Here is a 19,925-nt window from a genome sequence, read left to right as displayed (position 1 = left end):
TCTATCGATGTTGTTGTGGAATTATCATCACTAGTTTACTCACTTCCCTTTCGACCGGTACACACTCAGGCTTCGACGCACAGTACCGTCCATATGTTTGAAACAGACTCACAAGGACACGCTACTCCTTTATAAAGTAGATACCGCTGGTGACACAGCCAACGGGTTACTAGGTCGACCGTAGTGACGGCAGTTCCGCCCAACGAACACAGGTCGCCAACCGCGTACCGAAATATCCTAACGCAGTCGGGGATCCTCGCCCAGCGGGATGGAGAAGTTATCAATCGGCCAGTAGCGAATCGGGCTTGATTCTGGAGAGGCGCATTGCATTCCCGGTGACGCTAAGCGTCATGCCAGCATCGCCGATGAGGACGGCCGCCCAGATCGGGACCAGCCCGAACGGTACGCCCAGTGCAAGCAGACCCTTCGCACCGAGACTCGTCCAGATGTTCTGCCGGATGACGTTGTTCGCATCGTGTGAAAGTTCGTAGAGATACGGTAGTTTCGAGAGATCGTCGCTCATCAGCGCGATATCGGCGGTTTCGAGGGCCGTATCCGTCCCTGCGGCACCCATCGCAATTCCCACGGTCGCCGTCGCAAGCGCGGGTGCGTCGTTGACGCCGTCACCAATCATTGCGACACCGTCGTACTGTTCGTCGAGTTCTTTGATCGCCTCGACCTTCTCGTCGGGCAGGAGTTCTGCGCGGAACTCGTCGACACCGACTTCCTCGGCAATCGCCCGGGCAGTCCGTTCGTTGTCACCCGTGAGCATAACGATGTGCTCAACGCCGAGATCGTGGAGCCGTTGGATCGCTGCTTCCGCTTCGGGCCGAATATCGTCTGCCACGGCGATCACGCCTTCAATCTCGTCCTCGGTCCCGACTAAGACCACAGTCTTCCCCTGCGACTGGAGCTCGGGCACCGTATCCGCGAGAAGGTCAACACAGTTATTGCGCTCACACATCTGCTGACTCTTCGTTGTGACGACACCGCCGTCAGTCGTCGCGTGGACGTGTTCGAGATCGAACCCGAGTTCCTCAAAGAATCCAGGCTTCCCTGCGTAGTGTTTCTCGCCGTCCAGGTCGGCCTCGACACCCTTCCCGGTGATACTATCGAAGTTATCGACTGTTGGCGCCCCAATATTACTGCCCTCTGCGAATTCGACGATTGCATCACCGATGGGGTGTTCCGACCGCGATTCCAGCCCACGGGCACATCGGAGGACATCGTCGTCATAGTTGTCGTTCAACGGGACGACATCGGTAACGGTGAGTTCTCCCTTGGTGATTGTGCCGGTCTTGTCCATTGCAATGGCCTCCACCGCGCCCATCGCTTCGAGATGGTTGCCGCCTTTGATCAGGACGCCGTTCTTCGCGGCGCTGGTGATACCCGACACCACGGACACTGGCGTTGAAATGACGAACGCACAGGGACATGCGAGCACGAGCAGCGTGAGTCCGTAGACGATGAATGTCGGCCACGACGCCTCGAACAGGAGCGGCGGGACAACTGCCACTAAGACCGCGAATCCGACGACGACTGGGGTGTAGTACGAGGAGAATCGATCGACGAACTGCTCACGTTCGGTCTTGTTGGACTGGGCGTCCTCGACCATCTGGACGATGCGCGAGAGCGTGTTATCGCCTGCTTCGGAGGTAACTTCGATCTCGAGATAGCCCTGTTCGTTGATCGTTCCGGCGTACACCTCATCACCCGAGATTTTGTCCACGGGCACGCTCTCGCCTGTGATCGGGGCCTGGTTGACGGCACTCTCCCCGTCGAGAACCTCACCGTCCATCGGGATTTTCTCGCCCGGACGCACGATGACGATGTCGCCGACAGCCACATCATCGACGTGGACCGTCACCTCTTCGCCGTCTCGTTTGACCGTCGCCTCGTCGGGCGACAGGTCCATCAACTCTTGGAGTGAGTTCCGGGCGCGGTCCATCGAGTAGCGCTCAAGCAGCTCCGCGATGCTGAACAGGAAGGTGAGTGTGGCAGCCTCGAAGTAGAGCGCTTCCCCGAAGACGAGGCTGGCGATGATGGCGCCGCTGATGGCGATACTCATCAAGAGGTCGATGTCGAGGTTGCGGTTCAACGCGGAGTAGTAGCCGTTCCGGAAGATAATCTGGCCAGCAACTCCGACAGCAATGAGGAAGAGGATATCAGCGATTAGTAACTCACGGCCGACGAGTTCGGCCACGAGGACGTTCTGGCCGGTGAGGAAGAACTCGAAGAGGAGGCCGAGCGCGACGAACCCACCGCTGATCCAAGTTTTGATCGCCCGCGAACTGGTCCAAACGCTCCCGCGGTCGTCGGTGGGATCGCTCTCAGTGTCGGTGTTGTTCGCTGTCGAGTCGGTCACCTCGTAGCCTGCGCTCTCGATCGCAGCAGTGATCTTCGATGGTGAAACGGAATCACCATTGTAGGTCGTAATCACCTTCCCGGTCGTCGGCTGTGTCTCGTAACTCGAGAGTCCCGAGATGTCATCGAGGGCATTCTCAATTTTCCCCGCGCAGGATGGACAGTCCATTTCAGGGACAGTAAACGTCGCGGTTGTCTCGCCCTGGTTTTCGACCGTGTACCCAGCTTTTTTTATGCGTTCGGCAATCTCGTTCGGAGAGGTGTGGCCTCCATCGTAGGATACCGAGAGCGTCCCAGTCGTTACCTGAGGGTCAATGGTGGTGATACCGTCTAGTTTTCGGACACTATTTTCGACCTTCCCCGCACAGGACGGGCAGTCCATCTCGGGCACCGAGAACTGGGCGACATCGTCTCTATTCGACGGAGCCGCGGGTACGCTATCACCTTCCCGTCCACTGGTGTGATGGTCATGTTCGTGGTCGTGGTCATGGTCGTGTCCATGGGATTCATCGCTTGAGGCGGGTGGATTCCGGTCGCCCGATGTCATTAGCAGGGTCCAGGTGCTGGAACATTATTAACCTGGCTGCTATGTAATGGGGATTTTCTAGGCCATATTAATAATTGGATTGCTCTGAGTTATTAATACTCAGTTATGATGATCCTTGGGTCCAACAGTTGCCAGACCAACTGAGAAACTCACGTTACTTGCAAATAGAGGAAGGAGAATAGTATAGCATTATAAACACCGTGTATCACCGCGGGGATGATGAGATTCTCCGCGTATTCGTAGGTGACACCGAGGATAAGCGCGAGTATGAATACAACGGACATGTAGGTGAATTGACCATCGCCGGTGAGCGCTGACGCGTGACTTACTGCGAAGATCGCACTCGCGATGACGATCGCACTCCACGGTCGAAACGTTTGTCGAAGCGTTCCTTGAATGAGACCTCTGAATAGAAGTTCCTCACCAGGACCGATGAGCAGTAAGGAGAATGGTACCAACAGCAGGAGTACGTCGGGATTTTTGGCCCCAATTTGGGCTACTTGATTTTCAGCGACTGGGATTCCGAGTGCCGAGATGGCGAAATTCATTGCCACATAGAGGACAAAAAAGACGGTGAGTCCGCTGACGATCCACCCTCCGTCTCGCAGAGTCGGCCGGCGGAGTGCAAGAAAGTCAAACCCGAGTCCACTCAGCTTGAGATACCCGAGCGCCAACAGTCCAAAGGCGACACCCTGCAACATCACCGTCGAGATAACGAGCTGAACCGCTGGCGCATTCATCACATCGACACCTGCGAAAATCAGCCCTTGAATCGTGAGAAAAACGAAAAGTGCTCCAACAAAAAATCCACTTACGGCTAATGTAACGGCCGTTAGCAAACTTCGACCTCGCTGCCGTAGTCGCATCTCCATTGCCATAGTTTTTGCACTGAAGTCGGTTGTACCTTCCTGTTTATTGATCCGAGTCCCAATAGTTGCGGGTGTACGCAGGTAGTACACAGGATACGCATGCGGACTGATACTGGCGTTTCGACCCGACCGTGACTGTCTTATATGGGCCACTCTCTAGTACGGCTCTCCTGTTTCAAGATCATCTCAAAAGCACTCGTACTACCCTTCTTTTCGCCTTCAATATCGTGTTTTGTATTACTTCAAACTCTTTTAATAATCACCTCGACAATTCATCTACAATACCTACAAGGACGGAAAGCACTGATAGGATTATGAGCCCGAGTTGTGGCTCGCGGAACCAGAACGGTGTCGACGGAATAACTGCTCGGAGGCCGACGAGCATCAGCGAAAGTACTGGTACGTCATCAGAGAGAGTGTTGTTCGACTCCGAATCTGTAGTATACTGAGGTGCTCCCACAGACTCACCAACTGGGAGTCGATCTGCTTCGTACGGAATTCGATCCGTTTGGACGCTCCAGACAATTTCTCCCGATTCGTTCACTTCGACAATACGTCGATTCAGCGTATCCGTTATCAACGTATTTCCATTCGGGAGTCGATCGGCGTCGCGGGGCCAGTTGAACGCGACACCACCAGCACGTTCGAGTGTCCACGCTGGTGTCCAACTGCCGTTCGCAGTCCGGTGGAGTTCAACCACGCGATCATTCTCGCTGTCGGCAACAAGGACAGCGTCCTCCCCGAGCCACTGGGGGTTGTGCTGATGGTCGAGAACTGTGGGATCACCGCATCGTATCTGTCCGTCTCCGTCATAATCTGTGAGCTGTCCGGACTTGCGGCAGTTCGCGTCGTTTGAATCAGTCGTATCCTTATTAATAACTTCAACAACCCCTTCACCACGCTCAACAATCACGAGTTGGTTGGCGTTGCGGACTGAGACGAGATACCGACCCTCATCGATGACATCGACATCATTGATGTGGAGCCAGTCAGTCGTCGTGGAGTCTGGTGGGGCATCGTAAAACGAACTTGCGTTCCACTGCCAAGTGACCTCACCATCTTTGACGGTGAAAATTCGCTCGTACTCCATGTCGGTGAGCAGGTATTCTCCTGATTCGAGCTGTTCGACGTCGTGAACTTCGCTGTTTTTGCTCGTCCTCACGGGAAAACTATACTCAGAAAGGACGCGAGGGTTAGGCTGTGGGTCGATGACCCGGAATCCAGTACGCGTGCATGGCGATTCGTATGGACCACACGAAGCGTACCCACTATCCATAAACCCGGCTAGGACGGTTCCATTCTCGGTTTTCGTCACGTCGAAATAGCTGTCTGCGCTCAACTCACTCCACGTGACGGTCGTACCGTTGAGAAGATAGACGCTGCCGTACTCGTGCCACCCCGGGCCACCTCCCTGTGATCCGACAAGTGTGAGGGACTGGTGATCAGACGCGTCTGTTTGTCCGATCGATGGCGCTAGCACGGCGCTTACGGTAAGTGTTCCTACTAAGAGTAGGATTCCGGCGAGGATCAAGAGTGTACCACGGGAAGTAGATGGGAGTTGATTCCCGGCTCCAGGGACGATCGAGTTCTTAGGCATCGGTGGATGATTCTTGCTTCGGCTGAATGGTCGTTTTAATTGGTCGTATCATGACAGAGGTCATATTCGCGATCCAACTCGAGTGCCGACAGTTCTCAGTCGATGAATGATCTGAGTTCGATGGCATATGGCGTCGACGGTGAGCCATCCGAGGACCACTCCTCCGGCAAGAACTGTCCGGGCGAAATCCCACGATCCCATCCAGACGGGACGAATCCACGGTGTGATATGTGCCCACCGATCGGCAAGCCACGCCACCTCGGAATCAATCGGCGTGCCGGCAAACGTGTTGGTTACCCATTCTGCAAACGTAGAGCGGTCGCCCGTGCCGGGTGTCAGCGCAATGCTCTCGGTGAGTGTAGCTGTCCCAGTCGAGTTTTGATCTCGGATGGTCGGGCCACCGGGCTCATCTCCAAGCCGCATACGCTCGGCCTCGTACGTTCCCCACGGAGCGTAGAACTCCCAGATGACCTCACCATTCGGGGTCACCTCCATGACACGGTGATTGAGCGTGTCCGTGACCAGCGTATTGCCGTTCGGGAGCCGGTCGGCGTCTCGAGGCCAGTTAAAACTCCCTCTGAGCAGCCATGTTCGGGTCCAATTTCCATTGGTTTTCGCATATTCCACGATACGATCGTTCTCGCTGTCGGCGACCAGCAGTGTCTCGGTTCCGTTCTTACTTTCGAGATACTGTGGATTGTGCTGTTCGTACATCGTATCCCAGTTCTCGTCCGAGCCGAGCCGCATCGTGACGTTCTTCGTGGATCGATTGACCGCGATCACCTGGTCATAATTTCTGGGAGAGGCGAGATATCGACCTTGGCCGATCTTATCGACGTCGTTGACGTGCGTCCAGTCGTCAGTGTACTTCCCGCCACCGCTTCGGTTGTAGCCATTCTTACGGAATTTCCATTCCCAGACGACATCGTCTTTCGAGAGGTCGTAGAGGAGTAGTCTGTCGTTGTTTTTGCCCGTCGATTCATTGTAGTTCCGCATGTTGGCGACGAGTAACTGATCGCCGTTGACGAGGTCGACATCATGAGTGTCTTCCCAGTCGAACGTCCGCGACCACTCGGCCCGCTGCGTTTGAGGATCCCAGACGGTGACCACTGTTTCTCCAGGCTTCGTTCCAGTGATGAGGAGCGACCCATTCTCCAGCGGATCCACATCATAAAACCATACTATGCCGTTCTCGCGTCCATTGTACACCCACTCAACGTTCCCCTTTGGGCCGACTCCAACGAGACGAGCCGGTTTCTTACCGCTTTCCTGCCCTGCGATCTTGAAACCCTGTACCGAGATGACCGTCGTTCCATTTGCCGGCCTTTCGATCGTCCCGGGTTGGAGTGTAGTCGGCTCGTAGGTGAACGCGGAGACTGCCGTCGGCGCCAGAAGACCGATGACAACCACAAGTATCACTCCACGGATCGCCCACGATCGATATGACCGTTCAGATGGCATGTTCATGGTATCTGGATAGGGTCAATGAGCGGGATGTTAAGTACGGGTCCAATCACGCTTCGATGGTCGGGTATTGCTGTGACACTATTAATCTCGTTGGGATTGTTTTGCCTCTGGTACAAATTCAGATTAGTTGATACGCCATCTGTACCTTTTCGCCTGATATCAGAGATCTCCGGTTCATACTTCCGTGTGAACGTAGTGATCATTTCTGAATCCGGAGGGAGTACATGATGACAGCGAGACCAATAGCGACGAATACGCTGTTGACCAACACCCCCAGTCCTAGTGAGACCGAAAAGAACTGATTGGCCACACCGCTCAGCAGTACTCCGACGGAGATGATACCGAACCCGACACCCAGAATCCGTAACGAATCCTCACCTGTCCGACGATAGGCTTTGAGCGCGATGTATGTGATTCTGGTGCCAAGCACCAAAATGATGGACTTGACCACAGCGATGGCAGTTATGAATTCGTTCATACCTCGTCACCCATCATCGACCAGATGTCCGCAAGCCGTTCATCAGCCGACTGTGGTGGCCGGTCGACGCTTACCGAAAACTCACCTGTCTCGTCCATAGAGATCGTTACGTCGTCGAACGACCGTTCGTAGTGGGTGACTCGTCCACCACCCGGGTTGATCGAATCCCGCTCCCGCACGAGAGAAGCGGAGCTGAGCAGCTCTAGTTTCCGATACACGGTCGACTTGGGAATGTCACAGGCTTCGATGAGTTCGTTCGCAGTCATGGGTTCAACGGTTTTACCGAGAATAGCCCGGCACTCGGGATCATCCAGCGCATCGAGGACATCCTGTAAGGCTGGCGTGTCCTCGGACAATACTGGATTGTCTCCCATTATTCGATTGTACGTATTCGTCGGGATATGGTGTCCGATTGTCCTTCGAGGGTTCTCGCGATGGTACGAATCAGGGACAGATCGTAATCCCAACTCGAAACGGGAGAGTTGACGAAAGAGTCGCGGAACGAGTATTGACATGGTGACACTGGTAGCAGAGTGTTATGACCGGTGCTGAGTTTCGAGTCGTCGTTGTCCCTCTTCGGTGATTTCGTAGAGTCCCATGCCGAGTGGACGGATGCATTCGGCATTATGGAGATGAGTACATGTCTGGTCAACAGTAATGGGATGTCCATCAACGGCAGTAGCAATCTCCATTACGTGGCATGAAGACCGATCTACTAGTATTTCCAACACGTCGATTTCGGTCTGGACCGGGAACCCTCCCATATTAGAATTCGGGCTGCAGATCATTCGGTACTGATTCGCCATCCAAACTATCTGTCTGGTTGGTCATTCTCCTTGTACACCTCGAGAAGCTCTTGGTATCGATTCCGGATCGTGACTCGACTCACGTGGGCGACCTCACTCACCGTCTCCTGTGTGAGCTGCTCGTTCGTGAGGTGGGTCGCAGCATACAGCGCGGCAGCCGCCAACCCGGCTGGACTTTTCCCACTGTGGACGGCATTATTTGTAGCTACCTCAAGTAGTTCCCGAGAGCGCCGTTCTGCTTCGTCGCTCACGTCAAGCGATGACGCGAATTGTGGGATATATTGCGTGGGGTCCTCGGGCTTGATCTCCAGCCCGAGTTCTCGGGACAGATATCGGTACGCTCGCTGGATCCGGATTTTCTCGACACGGCTGACGTCGGCGAACTCAGTCAGCGGCCGTGGCATTCCGTGCTGTCGGGCAGCCGCGTACAACGACGCCGTCGACATTCCTTCGATCGAGCGACCGGGGAGCAGGTTCTGCTCTACAGCACGCCGGTACAGGACGCCTGCAGTTTCCCGAACCGATTCCGGAAGTCCTAGGGCGGACGCCATGCGGCTGATCTCCCCGAGCGCTTGCTTGAGATTCCGCTCGTGGGCATCCTTCGTCCGGAACCGCTCGTCCCACGTCCGAAGGCGCTGTAATTGAGCACGTTTGCGACCGGAGACAGCCTGTCCGTAGGCGTCTTTGTCCTGCCAGCCGATAGTCGTGCTGAGTCCCTTGTCGTGCATCAGCTGCGTCGTCGGAGCCCCGACCCGACTCTTTTCATCGCGTTCGTCTGACGTGAACGCACGCCACTCAGGACCGTGGTCGATTGAATTATCTTCAAAAACCAACCCACAGCTTTCGCAGGTCGCCTCACCGTTATCGCCATTCTGGGTGATATGGCCCTGACACTCGGGACAGGTGTTGTCGTTGGCTGGCTTCACCTCACGATCGCGTTCATCTATTGACCGTTCCTGGGTATGTTCTTGAGCCATCATGCTATCGGCGTATAGGGGTGTTCCCTACAAACCGTGGGGCTTCTTACCAATATCATGAGACGGCTCCTCAATGAATAGCAGGCGGTGTCCCACTTACTGGGAATCCGGCCTAACACTTTGTTTCTAAGTCATCAACTCATCACACCGCGAATCGGAGCCCCTACCCAATATTATGTCTCAATCCCGAGCTCGCTGGCACTACTTGCGAACCACGATGTCGAAGACTCCGGTCAGGTACAGGCATATCGCCGGTTTCACGCTACTAGTGACGTATATCGTGATGCTTCTCGGAGCCTACACTAGTGCAATCGGTGCTGGACTTTCCTGTCCCGATTGGCCGACCTGCTACGGGACGTGGGTTCCCTTCCTCCAACCCGAGATCATTACTAACTCGCCATACTCTGCACTCCAAATCTTCGCAGAGTGGGCTCACCGTGGACTGGCGATGACGGCCGGGGTTCTGATCGTCGGCACGACCGTTGGAGCATGGGTGACACACCGGAATACCCCGATTGTCAAATGGTCGGCCACTGCCGCTCTCGTCCTCCTTCCCTTACAGGTTATCCTCGGAGGATTGACCGTCACGGAAGATCTCCAACCGATCATCGTGACGACCCATCTCGGCGTGGCAATTCTCATTCTCCTCTGTCTCCTGACGACCTGCCTCGTCGCATATCTCCGCCGCTGATGACAGCGAGTCATAAAACAATGCCACAGTTACCGACAATACAGCTCACTATGAGAGCACAACACGGAGGCTATGAAATCTGCCACCTGGAGTAGTGATCACGAATGACTGCCCATACCTGCCCGATCTGTACAGATCAATTCGAAACAGCTGGAGCAGCGCGTGACCACACATGGAACGCTCACAGCGCCTGCCATTATTGTGGTGAACAACTCGGTGACGAAACTGACGAGCAGCTCTACAGACACTGGCTCGCGGCCCATCCCGACGACCTCTCACGTGTGGACTACAAACGTGCGGACGCAGCCGTCGATTCACGCACGTTCTCAGAGCGGTTCTTCGAGGGAGGTGTCGGAGCTGCTATCGGAGGAATGACCCGCCGACAACTCCTCCTTGCCGGTGGCGGTGCCACCACTATTGGTCTCGTGGCCGGAGCCACCGCCCTCTCTGATAACACGAATACTGAACCGGAGGGTGGTGCGAATGCCGGAGGTGATGCGGGCACCGTCGCCACTGCCCCGATTCCCGACTCGCCTAGCGAATCCCGATATGCGACGATGGGGTCTGCTGATGCCGATATCACGGTCACATACTTCGGGAGCTGGAAGTGTCCGTACTGCGCCCAGTTCAGTACGGAGATGCTTTCACAACTCGTGACGGACTACGTGGAACCAGGAACAATCGCGCTCGAGTTCCGCAATCTCGCATATATCGGTGGCGACCCATTTTTGGGCCCCGATGCACCCGCAGCCGGCCAAGCCGGGTTAGCTGTCTGGAACACCAAGCCAGCCTCATACTGGGCATTTCACGAATACGTGTTCCGGAATCAGCCACCCGAGAGTGACCAGTGGGCGACCGCCGAGAGATTGGTCGAGTTTGCTCAGGCCGCAGGCATCTCCGAGACAGCGTCGATCCGCACGGCGATCCAAGAAAACCAGTACGACGAAACGCTACGGGCGACTGACAGGGCTGCGAGCGATGCCGGTGTCGACGCCACACCCACGCTTCTCATCGATGGCACGACGGTCAACCCACTCGGAAACGAAGAGCGAGCAAGACAGCTGATCGAAGATGCAGCTGGATCAAACTGAGTCATGGATGTCCGACGGACGATTCTGGCTTGCAGGCGGGGCAGGCGTCGCGGCAGTTGCGACCCTGGGAAGCCTCTGGTTCAGTCTCGGCCTCGGTCTCGTTCCGTGTACCCTCTGCTGGTACCAACGTATCCTCATGTATCCGCTCGTCGTCGTGCTCGGCGTTGCCGCCCTCGAGAGCCACAACACCATCTGGCGAACAGTCGTGCCATTATCCGTAGTGGGCGCTTCAATCGCGGGATATCACTCCGTACTCCAAGCAACGACGGCCTCATGCACCTTTGCTGGTCCCTGTGCAGTCGTCCAGTGGCAGGCTCCGGTGCTCGGACTCACGATTCCGAATCTCTCACTCATCGCGTTCGTGCTCGTGACGATTACAGTCCTCGCTGGATCCAACCTCGTCGAACCTGAACGTCAGCTATGAACAAAATCACTACCGCGGGATGTCTTGGAATGAATAGCGCCGGAATCGACCTATCGAAGCCAGCTTGTAGGGTGGAGCCCTACGCTCACATCTGATTAATGTCGTCGATATCTCGCTTCCGGTCCGTCGCCTCGGCGATTGGTCTCACGTATGGGTCATACGTCGCGGGGGCTATCGTAATCCTTGCCGTCGCGACAGTCGTCGGGTTGTTCGGAGTCGATCTCGCATCGCGCCCAGCCCTCAGACTGGTTGTGAGTACGTTCTTCCTTCAAGGAGTGACGTTTGGGGGCATCGCCATTCTCTATCTCAAAGGCCGTGATCTCGGATTTGGATTCGTTCCAGTTCGTCTCCCTGGCAAACGTGATGGGGCGGTGATTGTTGGCGGGAGTATAGCGATTTTGGGGTTGCTCTTTGTGGCGTCCTCAGTAATCACAGCCCTCGGTCTGAACTCGGCTCAGAATCAGATCGTCGAGGTCGGGCGGCAAAATCCGAGTGTATTCCTTCTTCTGATCCCCCTCCAGTTCCTGTTGGTCGGCCCGGGAGAAGAACTGTTGTTCCGGGGCCTCGTACAGGGCACCCTACGTGAAAGTCTCCATCCGGCTCGGGCAATCATCCTCGCAAGTGCTCTGTTCGCATCGATCCATCTCTTCTCGTTGTCAGGGGAAGGCAAACTGGTGTACATCGGTATCGCATTCGTTCTGGCCCTCGTACTGGGAGCAGCATACGAGTACACGGACAATATCGCAGTACCGGCTGTGATTCACGGGACGTATAACGCGGTGCAGTTCGCAGGGGCCTATCTGACGGCGACGGGCGGACTCTAAAAATCTGACCACTTTGTCGCCTCAATTTCAGACTCCTAACGGCGAACAAGTATAAATGAAAAGCCGCCATCCCCATTCGCCTTTTGCCGAACATATCCACGCGCTGTCCCGTGAATTGGGACACCGCAGTCGCCCTATGTTTAGGCCAACCAAAATGCCGAGTGTATTATGACCACACGTTTCGGCGCACCCGGAACCGGACTGTCCCGTCGTGAGTTTCTCGCAGCAACTGGCGCGACTGGTATCGCTTCGTTAGCAGGCTGTTCTGCGGGCGGAGCCAACGAGCCAGCAGCAACGAGCGATACGCCCACGCGGACACAAACTGACTCGCCTAATCTCTCCTACACCAGCCCTCCAACAGTCGTCAACGTCGACGAGCAGGGCGGCGAAGTGACGATGCGAACTCAGCAGGCCCGCCACGCCGTCCACCCGCTCGATACAATGGGTGGGCCCGTCGAATTCCCACGCGTCTGGGCGTTCCAGGCCGACGACAACGACCCCAGCGTCCCAGGCCCAATTCTCAGAACGACCGAGGGTAACGCGATGGAGGTGACACTCGACAACACCGATGGCCGACGTCCCCACACGATTCACTTCCACGGAGTTCGCAAGACGTGGGAGAACGACGGCGTCCCGACGACGACCGGCATTCAGGTTCCGCCAGGGGAGACACACACCTACGAGATTCCCGCAAACATCCCTGGAACGCATTTCTACCATTGTCACTTCCAGACCCACCGGCATATCGACATGGGCATGTACGGGATCTACCGAGTCGATCCCGAAAGCTACGAACCAGGGGACCGCGAATACTTCATGACGGTCAAAGACTGGGATTCGCGGGTTCCGCGAAAGTGGGCCAGGGAGGCGGACTTTACCTACAATTCGGCCAGTCGCAATCCGGACGTGTTCACCGTCAACGGGAAGAGCGCACCCCGAACGCTGCACCCCGAAGAAGGGTCACCGATCATCGTCGACGAGGGCGACTCAGTTCGCATCCACCTCGTCAACGGCGGATACATGTCGCACCCGATGCATATCCATAACCACCGCTTCCAGCGTGTCGAAAAGGACGGCGGAACGATTCCGGAGGCTGCCCGCCACGACATGGACGTCACGAACGTCGCCCCCGCTGAACGACACACGATCGAATTTACTGCCGATGCAGACCCCGGCATCTACCTGATGCACTGCCACAAGGTCAACCACGTCATGAACGGCACGTTCTATCCCGGCGGGATGCTTACCGGCGTGGTCTATCGGTCCGTCATGGATACGGACATCTTCAACCAGCTTATGGAGTACGCCGGTTACTCCACGTAGAGACTCTCTACACGACGACCAGGACTGGATCTTGTCGAATAATAGTAGTTACCCGGCTCTGGTGGAATCCGGCTTAATTCACTTCAGGAGACAGTATCCCAGACTAGTCGAGTACAGCGGGCTATCGTTATGAACGGGGCCTCCCGGTGTGGAACAGAGTTTATTTATGGCTCAAAATTTCCCCACAGTCTCCCGAAAACACTTACTGAAATGGCTGTATCACATGCGCATGAGACGCCGACACCTACTTGCTCTGTGTGGTGCAACAGTTGGCGGATTAGCTGGCTGTACTGGTGATTCTGAAAGGCCGAGTTCAAACGGCAGTGAGATATCTAACACCCAAACTGGGACACCCACGCAGACGCCGACAGAAGCGGTAGATAGCTCACATCTCTCCGTAGAACTGGATGCGCTTCAACCTGCGATCGTCAAGCTGGCAACCGCAGATTCACTCGGTATCAACGACCGTGGGCAGTTTCTTTTCTTGGAGTTGTCGGTGACCACCGGCGAGCCACCCGCCCGATCCGACCTCGTATTCCGGTTCGACGGCGAAGAATTCGGTCCGTCAGAAGCCCGAGGTGCTCGAGATCTTTACCGCTTGTACGATGATAAGGAACACCGATACGATGCCGAAACCGGGAATGGCTGGGTTCTTTTTAATTTACCCGAAAGCAGGGACACGACCGACATCAGTCTTCATTGGCCGGGGGGAGAATGGCAGCCAGACTCTACGCTACAGGCCCGACTTACCGCTCCGGAGCCAACGCTGACTGTCGAGTGGTCGGTTCCCGAGACGGTCTCCGCTGGCATCGAGCCTGAAATCACGTTCACCATCACAAATAACAGCGACCAACAAACACGGTTTGTTGCCGGTCTGAATCGGACCGGCGGTGGAATCGACTACGCACCAGTTGCAGCTATTTCACGCCCGATTCCCGGTGAGGAGACCGTTGAGTGGTCCTTGACTGACACCTTCGAAGTGCGAAGTCCTGGAGACGACGAAACTGGCGATGATGAACCAGATATGACCTACCGTATGCTATGGCCAGGAGAAGGCCGCGAACAGCAGGTTCGGATCACATAGAAACCTATTCGTAACTACAGACGTTATCGCAAACATCGAGTATTGGTGTAGTTAGACTCGCTGTGGTGGTTTGAGCCCTGTTATCGGGAGTTGTGAACCGGTCGTCGCAATAATCTGAATCGACACAGTTGGGGCTGGTATGGACCGCAACCTAGCGGATTTCGGCTACAGGGTCGGCCTATTATGGACTCGCGCGGAACTCGCCATGTTTCATTCCCAGGAAGAACGCGATGACCGAGAAGACAATCATCGAGGGCAGAACCATCATGAAGACTGTCGAGGAAGTCATCACGGTCGTGAGCGCAATCGCCGCGACGGCGACAATAACGACGAGGGGAGCCACCGAGCGCACGAAGTCAAATCCCATATGTGCTGTTGTGACCGGATAGATAAAACCGTTAACAAAGTAGATTTGCTGGAAACCGGCACTGACACGGGGCGAGCGGAAGCCCACCCCTTCACAGTAGTTGATGAAGTCGATTATTTGATGTGTTTGACGCCCACTCACGCCAATTCTGAGAGTCGTGCACCTAGTCCACGGGGTCCTTCGATTCCATCGCCGAATTTGCCAGCACTAATCGCAGCCAACTCAGCAACTACTGTTCAGCCATGGGAGGACGTTAAGACTGAGTAGGAGGTGAAAGAGAGAACTACTCATATTGGGAGATGATCTCCAAGATATCGACAAACGTCGCCAATACCGGATAGTCAACCTCCGGACCCTCATAGAGGTACGTACAAAGGTCAGTGTAGGCATCCACGTCTGCCGACCGATCGATTCGATGAGCGTGGATTTTCTCCTGCCGTTGCTGAATCCAGCTCTTACATTCACCATTCAACGTGTGAAGTGAGTCGTATCGATCAGTCAGTTCAGTATCTGAGATCCCCTGAAATCCTGTAGAATCAAGTTCTACTATCGCCTCTCGAATCTCCTGAGCTGTAGATTGCGCGTCTTTGAGCGTAGTGAATTCAGCCACTGGAGCGTCTTCAAAAAGACCCGGCGGTTGTCAATACACTGCTGTGCCGCCTCGAGGAGTCGTTGTTTGATGAACGGTGAGAACGTAGTCGCTTCCGAAATTAGAACCAGCACGTCGACACCGAATTCGGCACTGAGGCTCTCCTCGAACGAATCACCGTACACGTCGCCGTAGTGGTCGACCGCCATCACAGTATCATGATACCACGGCTCGATGGTATCACGAATCGACTTCTCTTCGGATGTAAGGTTCTGATCCACTCCAACAACGGACCGTTCGAACTGAGGAGTCTGTGTGTCGACGGTCTGAATACGCTGGCGAAACCGTTGGAAGGCTCGACATTCGCGTTCGACCTCGCGTCGTTCTCGCCGAACACTATCGAGGGCAGCATCCGTGTATGTCGGCCACGAGCCTTGTGCGAGCGTCATCGACAGCGTGTGTCTCTATACTGGCGATCCGAAGCACTGTTAGTGTCGACCATATGGTGTACAAGTGATTCCGGAGCGCACAGTTCGCAGGGTACGCGACCGCCTACCCGGAGAACGAGCTGTACGAGACGCTGCCTTGATCGACGATGGTCTGGCTTTCAGGAACGTCGCCGTCCGGCGGCATACTTCCCTCCGCGGGACCGCCAGGTTCACCGACGACGATTCGACCGACCATCCCCAAGGACTTGTGCGGGATACAGAAGTAATCGTACGTCCCCGTGGTCTCGAACGTATGCTCGTAGGTCGCACCCTGTTCGCTCAGCGTTTCACTATTGAACGCCTCCGCTTCCTCGGGGATCCGAGTTACTGAGGCCGAACTCGTGCCCTCTTTGTAAGCGGTTGCTGAGTGGCTCCCACTCTGGATTTCGAACGTGACCGTCTCCCCTGATTCGACGAACAGCCCGATTGGATCGAAATAATACTCGCTCCCTTCGGTGACCATCATGACAGTATTCGAGTCGCCCGACCCACCAGCCGTCTCCTGCGTTGCGGTCGTGGTCGGCTCGTCGCCACCGTCCCCGTTCCCCGAGCTGCTACATCCTGCGAGACCAGTTACGCCACCTGTTGCAAGGATTCCAGCTGTCTTGAGAACTTGTCGACGTTCCATACCGGGATATCAAAGCCCTCAGGATAAGCGGAAACGGCGGATTCCCAGTGAACAGGACACCGCCTGAATTTGAAGTACTGGGGCCACAAGTTCGAGATGCTCCGTTAGTGTAGCTCGGACAATCATCTCGGCATCTCACGTCGCGGACCGAGGTTCAAATCCTCGACGGAGTATCCCCAGTCGTTCCATTGCTCTACTCAGAACCCTCACAGATGGCCACCGCACAAGAAGAAACCGAGGAACACATTTTAACCCGTTATGTCTCTGTAGAGATCTGTGCAATCACCAGCCCGTGTCTGATTGTCCTTGCCACCGCCACGGTCGTATACAGCTGGCCACCGGCTGTTCTCGGATGGTTTGTATCCGGCTTACTCGGGCTTCTTGTCGCCGTAGCTTCCGGTCGGACATCAGCGATCAAGCCCAGTCTCATCAAGTGGCCCCGGCCTGAGTCGAGAGGCGATTTAGCGGTGAATGCCATCGCGTACAACGGCGTCTTGATTATTAGCACCGTCCTCGGGCAAATCGTGTGGACAGCAGCGAATAGTCTCCTACTCGCTGCAGTGGTTGGAGCCGTTCTTCCGGTCTGGTTCCTCAAGCATATACAGTTCCTCGTATGTCTGGACAGCGAGTGAATTCACCGTGCCGGTCATACTTTCGGAGGAGGATATTTCCACACCCAGCATGATCCAACGACAGTCAAACCCAGGATATCAGGGGTGAATCAGTCAGGTAGAAGTGGCTCCCTGTCCAAGACAGAATAATGTCACCAGAAGAGCGTCAACCACGTGGGGCCCCCTCCCGTGGACAGACCTCTCGAATCGGATCTATTCGGCCACTCTCTGTACTTCTCGCAGCGATTGTTACGCTCACTCAGGTTCCCGTCGCGTCCGCCCACGGTACAACCGGAAGCGGTGGACTCTCGCAAGGACACGGTGTAATTATTGCTTTCGTTGGTGCCGTTATTCTCGGTGGATTCATCCTTCTCAAACGGACAGATCGGATCACGGCGACAACCGCTCTGTACGGCGTGTTCGCCGGTATCGCTATCACTGCACTCGGAGCTGTACTCTTCGAAGGGCTCTCCCCAGATCCGACATATACTGCGAGTTCGATGCCGTTCCCCCGAGCGTGGTATCAGCCACTGGCGCTGCTGAGTGGCTTGGGCATCATGGTCGCGAGCTTCGTCGTTGGGTGGCTCCGCTGGCCATCCCGACCACGGTACACGTTCCTCGGCATCCTCATGGGATTGTGGATCTCGTACCCCTACCTCCTTCCAGGACTGGCAAGCGATACGCATCCACTCGGGTACGCAATCGTCCTCGGCACGCCAATCCTGGTCGGTTATGTCGTCTGGAAGGACGCAGGGAGTGTCATCCGCGCAGTCATGCGTGATCCAGTTGCGCGTCGCTTCGGCATCGGCGTCGGTGTCGTGTTAGCACTCTTTTTCGTCTCTATAACAGGATACCTCTCGTTTTTCCCCGAGGAGGGCTTCCCCGAAGAGGTGACGGTCGTCGTTCTACCCGCAATCTATCAGCTAGTATCGTGGCCGACGCTCGAAATCGCGATTCCGCATCTCCCGTTCATACATATCCCGTTCTTCCTAGCCCTGTCACCCGGCCAGGTCATCGTCGTCGGGATGCTGAGCGCACTCATCGGATTGAACGCCGCGCTCATCGCCCGGCACTGGCGCGTCGAGGAACGAGCCGGCATGACCGAAGGGACCGCCGGAAGTGCTGCAATCGTCGGGACGTGTACCTGTGGGTGCTGTGGGCCACTCGTTGCGAAGATCGCGGTACTTGCTGCCGGGCCATCGATTGCCGCCCCTCTCTACTGGGTCTTCGTCGATTCGGCCTCGCCGCTCAGTGCAGTATTCATCGTTGGAAGCTTCGTCCTCTTCACCGGAAGTCTGATCTACTCGGTCCAAGCAGCCCGACAGCCCGATCAATCGGCTGCCATCATCCCGGCCGACTGAGGTAAGGTATCTACCGTGATCTCACGGTACCAAGGGGGACAAATGTCTCAATATATGAAGGGGAAACGTCGTCAGTACGTGTTTTTGGTACTGGCAGCGGTACTGATCGTTGTCGGTACCCTCGCGACCGGCTTCCTCCTGTCGACCCCGTTCTACCAGATCTTCTCTGGAGCTATCATCGTCGCGGGCTTTGCGGTCGGGTACGCGGGCCTCAGTGTCTTCGAACTTCTCAACTGAAGCGATAGGAACCGACTCCACCCGGTTACAGCAGGTATCTGCCGCTTCGCGGGGTTAGAGCCGCTACTCGGTAAGCAGGTCTCGAAACGAATTCGCCGCGAGGAGACCGCCGGTCGCCACGACCGCTCCCATCGCAAACACCGGATTCAGCAACCCCGTCACCGCAAGGGGAATCGTGATCCCATTGTAGAGCAGCGCTAGCCCGTTGTTCTGTTTGACACGCCGACGAGCTGCATCTGCGAGGTCGAACGTCGTCCCCACCGCTGCGAGATCGTCATCGACGAGAGAAATATCCGCGGCATCGGACGCGAGTGCCGTTCCACCACCGAGCGAGATTCCCAGGTCTGCGGTCGCAAGAGCCGGTGCATCGTTCGTTCCATCACCAACCATCGTAACCTGTCCCCGGGACTGTAACCGCCGGATCGTCGCGGTCTTGCCTGCCGGCGGGACCCCCGCAAACACGTGATCGACGGCAGGATGACTGTCGAGAAAGTCAGTGGCAGCCTCGTCATCACCGGTCAGAACGACGATCTCGATATCACGGTCATTCAGATGCGTGAGTGTGTCATCCCAACCCACCCGTGGTTCGTCGCCCACGACGATGACGCCCTCTGCATGACCGTCACGACCGACGACGACCGGAAGGTGACCGGCCGTTCGTGCCTCTGCGGCACGCGTCTCGATCCGCTCGCTAACCGACCACCCCAGTTCCGCGAAGAGATCGAGATTCCCGACGAGAACGCGCGTGTCCTCGACGACTCCTTCGACGCCGGTCGCGTGGCTCGTGAATTCAGTGATGTCCGCTGCGTACTTGTGGTCACTGCCATCGGCAACCCCCCCATCGGCTCTTGAGCGATCGCCCTCCTGATTCCTTTGTGCAAACGTATTCACGATTGCGTCGGCCGCTGGGTGGGATGCTCGCTGTTCGAGGGCCGCGACGATTGCAAGCAGATCCGACGGTGCATCCGCCTCGAGGACATCCATCTGGCCGGTCGTGAGCGTCCCCGTCTTGTCGAAGACGACGACGTCGACGTCCCGAAGGCGCTCGAAGACGGTCTCGTCGAAGATGACGATGCCCCGCTCTACCGCTTGTTCGATACTG

21 protein-coding genes and 1 tRNA gene are annotated in these 19,925 nt (G+C 56.1%); 10 read left to right on the top strand and 12 right to left on the bottom strand.

Features of this window, described 5'->3' with window-relative positions; genetic code table 11:
* Positions 1-280: 280 nt before the first annotated feature.
* The 7 genes from GRX01_RS17330 to GRX01_RS17300 all read right to left on the bottom strand — a co-directional run bounded on the left by GRX01_RS17330 (position 281) and on the right by GRX01_RS17300 (position 9,108).
* Positions 281-2,911, bottom strand: a complete 2,631-nt coding sequence (locus tag GRX01_RS17330) for a heavy metal translocating P-type ATPase (protein WP_159670688.1) — start codon at positions 2,909-2,911, stop codon at positions 281-283.
* 149 nt (positions 2,912-3,060) lie between these two features.
* Positions 3,061-3,750 (bottom strand): CPBP family intramembrane glutamic endopeptidase, encoded by a 690-nt coding sequence (locus GRX01_RS17325; RefSeq protein WP_159670685.1) that lies wholly within the window; start codon positions 3,748-3,750, stop codon positions 3,061-3,063.
* A 289-nt stretch (positions 3,751-4,039) separates the two neighbouring features.
* Complete coding sequence (locus tag GRX01_RS17320) at positions 4,040-5,377, bottom strand: arylsulfotransferase family protein (protein WP_159670682.1); 1,338 nt, start codon at positions 5,375-5,377, stop codon at positions 4,040-4,042.
* Between the two features lie 60 nt (positions 5,378-5,437).
* Positions 5,438-6,844, bottom strand: a complete 1,407-nt coding sequence (locus tag GRX01_RS17315) for an aryl-sulfate sulfotransferase (RefSeq protein ID WP_159670679.1) — start codon at positions 6,842-6,844, stop codon at positions 5,438-5,440.
* Positions 6,845-7,043: 199 nt separating this feature from the next.
* Positions 7,044-7,322, bottom strand: coding sequence for a DUF7521 family protein (locus tag GRX01_RS17310; protein WP_159670676.1), 279 nt, complete (start codon positions 7,320-7,322; stop codon positions 7,044-7,046).
* A complete protein-coding gene (locus tag GRX01_RS17305) occupies positions 7,319-7,696 on the bottom strand; it encodes a winged helix-turn-helix domain-containing protein (RefSeq protein ID WP_159670673.1) in 378 nt (125 codons plus the stop codon). The genes GRX01_RS17310 and GRX01_RS17305 overlap by 4 nt, the downstream gene beginning before the upstream one ends.
* 437 nt (positions 7,697-8,133) lie before the next feature.
* Positions 8,134-9,108 (bottom strand): transcription initiation factor IIB, encoded by a 975-nt coding sequence (locus GRX01_RS17300; protein ID WP_159670670.1) that lies wholly within the window; start codon positions 9,106-9,108, stop codon positions 8,134-8,136.
* A gap of 214 nt (positions 9,109-9,322) precedes the next feature.
* Between GRX01_RS17300 and GRX01_RS17295 the strand changes: the two genes are divergently transcribed.
* The 6 genes from GRX01_RS17295 (at position 9,323) to GRX01_RS17270 (ending at position 14,542) form a co-directional block, all read left to right on the top strand.
* Positions 9,323-9,796: a COX15/CtaA family protein gene (locus tag GRX01_RS17295; RefSeq protein WP_201289639.1), complete on the top strand. Its 474-nt coding sequence runs from the start codon at positions 9,323-9,325 to the stop codon at positions 9,794-9,796.
* Between the two features lie 104 nt (positions 9,797-9,900).
* Positions 9,901-10,887: a thioredoxin domain-containing protein gene (locus GRX01_RS17290; protein WP_159670664.1), complete on the top strand. Its 987-nt coding sequence runs from the start codon at positions 9,901-9,903 to the stop codon at positions 10,885-10,887.
* A 7-nt stretch (positions 10,888-10,894) separates the two neighbouring features.
* On the top strand, positions 10,895-11,311 hold the full coding sequence (locus tag GRX01_RS17285) for a disulfide bond formation protein B (protein ID WP_201289638.1): 417 nt from the start codon (positions 10,895-10,897) through the stop codon (positions 11,309-11,311).
* A 251-nt stretch (positions 11,312-11,562) separates the two neighbouring features.
* Complete coding sequence (locus GRX01_RS17280; protein ID WP_201289637.1) at positions 11,563-12,135, top strand: CPBP family glutamic-type intramembrane protease; 573 nt, start codon at positions 11,563-11,565, stop codon at positions 12,133-12,135.
* Between the two features lie 168 nt (positions 12,136-12,303).
* Complete coding sequence (locus GRX01_RS17275; RefSeq protein WP_159670658.1) at positions 12,304-13,458, top strand: multicopper oxidase domain-containing protein; 1,155 nt, start codon at positions 12,304-12,306, stop codon at positions 13,456-13,458.
* Between the two features lie 148 nt (positions 13,459-13,606).
* Positions 13,607-14,542 (top strand): hypothetical protein, encoded by a 936-nt coding sequence (locus GRX01_RS17270; RefSeq protein WP_159670655.1) that lies wholly within the window; start codon positions 13,607-13,609, stop codon positions 14,540-14,542.
* Between the two features lie 181 nt (positions 14,543-14,723).
* On the opposite strand, the gene GRX01_RS17265 is transcribed toward GRX01_RS17270, so the two are convergent.
* The 4 genes from GRX01_RS17265 to GRX01_RS17255 form a co-directional block, all read right to left on the bottom strand.
* A complete protein-coding gene (locus GRX01_RS17265; protein ID WP_159670651.1) occupies positions 14,724-14,909 on the bottom strand; it encodes a DUF7333 family protein in 186 nt (61 codons plus the stop codon).
* Positions 14,910-15,192: 283 nt separating this feature from the next.
* Positions 15,193-15,519: a DUF7260 family protein gene (locus GRX01_RS19725; RefSeq protein ID WP_449271456.1), complete on the bottom strand. Its 327-nt coding sequence runs from the start codon at positions 15,517-15,519 to the stop codon at positions 15,193-15,195.
* On the bottom strand, positions 15,456-15,947 hold the full coding sequence (locus GRX01_RS17260) for a DUF7260 family protein (RefSeq protein WP_159670648.1): 492 nt from the start codon (positions 15,945-15,947) through the stop codon (positions 15,456-15,458). Before GRX01_RS17260 ends, GRX01_RS19725 begins: the two co-directional genes overlap by 64 nt.
* A gap of 103 nt (positions 15,948-16,050) precedes the next feature.
* Positions 16,051-16,614 carry a plastocyanin/azurin family copper-binding protein gene (locus GRX01_RS17255; RefSeq protein WP_159670645.1) on the bottom strand — a complete coding sequence of 188 codons (564 nt, stop codon included), beginning with the start codon at positions 16,612-16,614 and terminating at the stop codon, positions 16,051-16,053.
* Between the two features lie 98 nt (positions 16,615-16,712).
* On the opposite strand from GRX01_RS17255, the gene GRX01_RS17250 reads away from it, so the two are divergent.
* From GRX01_RS17250 to GRX01_RS17235, 4 genes are all read left to right on the top strand, one after another.
* Positions 16,713-16,787, top strand: a tRNA-Glu gene (locus GRX01_RS17250).
* Between the two features lie 15 nt (positions 16,788-16,802).
* The gene (locus GRX01_RS17245; RefSeq protein WP_201289636.1) at positions 16,803-17,246 is read left to right on the top strand and encodes a hypothetical protein; all 444 of its coding nucleotides are present in this window, start codon (positions 16,803-16,805) and stop codon (positions 17,244-17,246) included.
* A 395-nt stretch (positions 17,247-17,641) separates the two neighbouring features.
* Entirely contained in the window at positions 17,642-18,586 is a 945-nt protein-coding gene (locus tag GRX01_RS17240; protein ID WP_201289635.1) for a hypothetical protein, read from the top strand.
* A gap of 54 nt (positions 18,587-18,640) precedes the next feature.
* On the top strand, positions 18,641-18,823 hold the full coding sequence (locus GRX01_RS17235; protein WP_201289634.1) for a hypothetical protein: 183 nt from the start codon (positions 18,641-18,643) through the stop codon (positions 18,821-18,823).
* A gap of 63 nt (positions 18,824-18,886) precedes the next feature.
* On the opposite strand, the gene GRX01_RS17230 is transcribed toward GRX01_RS17235, so the two are convergent.
* A partial coding sequence (locus tag GRX01_RS17230; protein WP_159670636.1) for a heavy metal translocating P-type ATPase occupies positions 18,887-19,925 on the bottom strand: 1,039 nt, incomplete at its 5' end.

This window comes from Halobaculum saliterrae (assembly GCF_009831625.1).
In the GTDB taxonomy this organism is placed as follows: Archaea; Halobacteriota; Halobacteria; order Halobacteriales; family Haloferacaceae; genus Halobaculum; species Halobaculum saliterrae.
The sequence above is the reverse complement of the archived record's forward strand: the minus strand, read 5'-3'. Positions and strand labels throughout refer to the sequence as shown.

What these genes read in the sequence shown, in the direction of transcription:
- GRX01_RS17330 (WP_159670688.1), bottom strand. Translation starts at nt 2,911, where the DNA reads ATGACATCGGGCGACCGGAATCCACCCGCCTCAAGCGATGAATCCCAT.
- GRX01_RS17235 (WP_201289634.1), top strand. Translation starts at nt 18,641, where the DNA reads ATGAAGGGGAAACGTCGTCAGTACGTGTTTTTGGTACTGGCAGCGGTA.
- GRX01_RS17275 (WP_159670658.1), top strand. Translation starts at nt 12,304, where the DNA reads ATGACCACACGTTTCGGCGCACCCGGAACCGGACTGTCCCGTCGTGAG.
- GRX01_RS17255 (WP_159670645.1), bottom strand. Translation starts at nt 16,614, where the DNA reads ATGGAACGTCGACAAGTTCTCAAGACAGCTGGAATCCTTGCAACAGGT.
- GRX01_RS17305 (WP_159670673.1), bottom strand. Translation starts at nt 7,696, where the DNA reads ATGGGAGACAATCCAGTATTGTCCGAGGACACGCCAGCCTTACAGGAT.
- GRX01_RS17260 (WP_159670648.1), bottom strand. Translation starts at nt 15,947, where the DNA reads ATGACGCTCGCACAAGGCTCGTGGCCGACATACACGGATGCTGCCCTC.
- GRX01_RS17315 (WP_159670679.1), bottom strand. Translation starts at nt 6,844, where the DNA reads ATGAACATGCCATCTGAACGGTCATATCGATCGTGGGCGATCCGTGGA.
- GRX01_RS17285 (WP_201289638.1), top strand. Translation starts at nt 10,895, where the DNA reads ATGTCCGACGGACGATTCTGGCTTGCAGGCGGGGCAGGCGTCGCGGCA.
- GRX01_RS17320 (WP_159670682.1), bottom strand. Translation starts at nt 5,377, where the DNA reads ATGCCTAAGAACTCGATCGTCCCTGGAGCCGGGAATCAACTCCCATCT.
- GRX01_RS17295 (WP_201289639.1), top strand. Translation starts at nt 9,323, where the DNA reads ATGTCGAAGACTCCGGTCAGGTACAGGCATATCGCCGGTTTCACGCTA.
- GRX01_RS17290 (WP_159670664.1), top strand. Translation starts at nt 9,901, where the DNA reads ATGACTGCCCATACCTGCCCGATCTGTACAGATCAATTCGAAACAGCT.
- GRX01_RS17265 (WP_159670651.1), bottom strand. Translation starts at nt 14,909, where the DNA reads ATGGGATTTGACTTCGTGCGCTCGGTGGCTCCCCTCGTCGTTATTGTC.
- GRX01_RS17300 (WP_159670670.1), bottom strand. Translation starts at nt 9,108, where the DNA reads ATGATGGCTCAAGAACATACCCAGGAACGGTCAATAGATGAACGCGAT.
- GRX01_RS17310 (WP_159670676.1), bottom strand. Translation starts at nt 7,322, where the DNA reads ATGAACGAATTCATAACTGCCATCGCTGTGGTCAAGTCCATCATTTTG.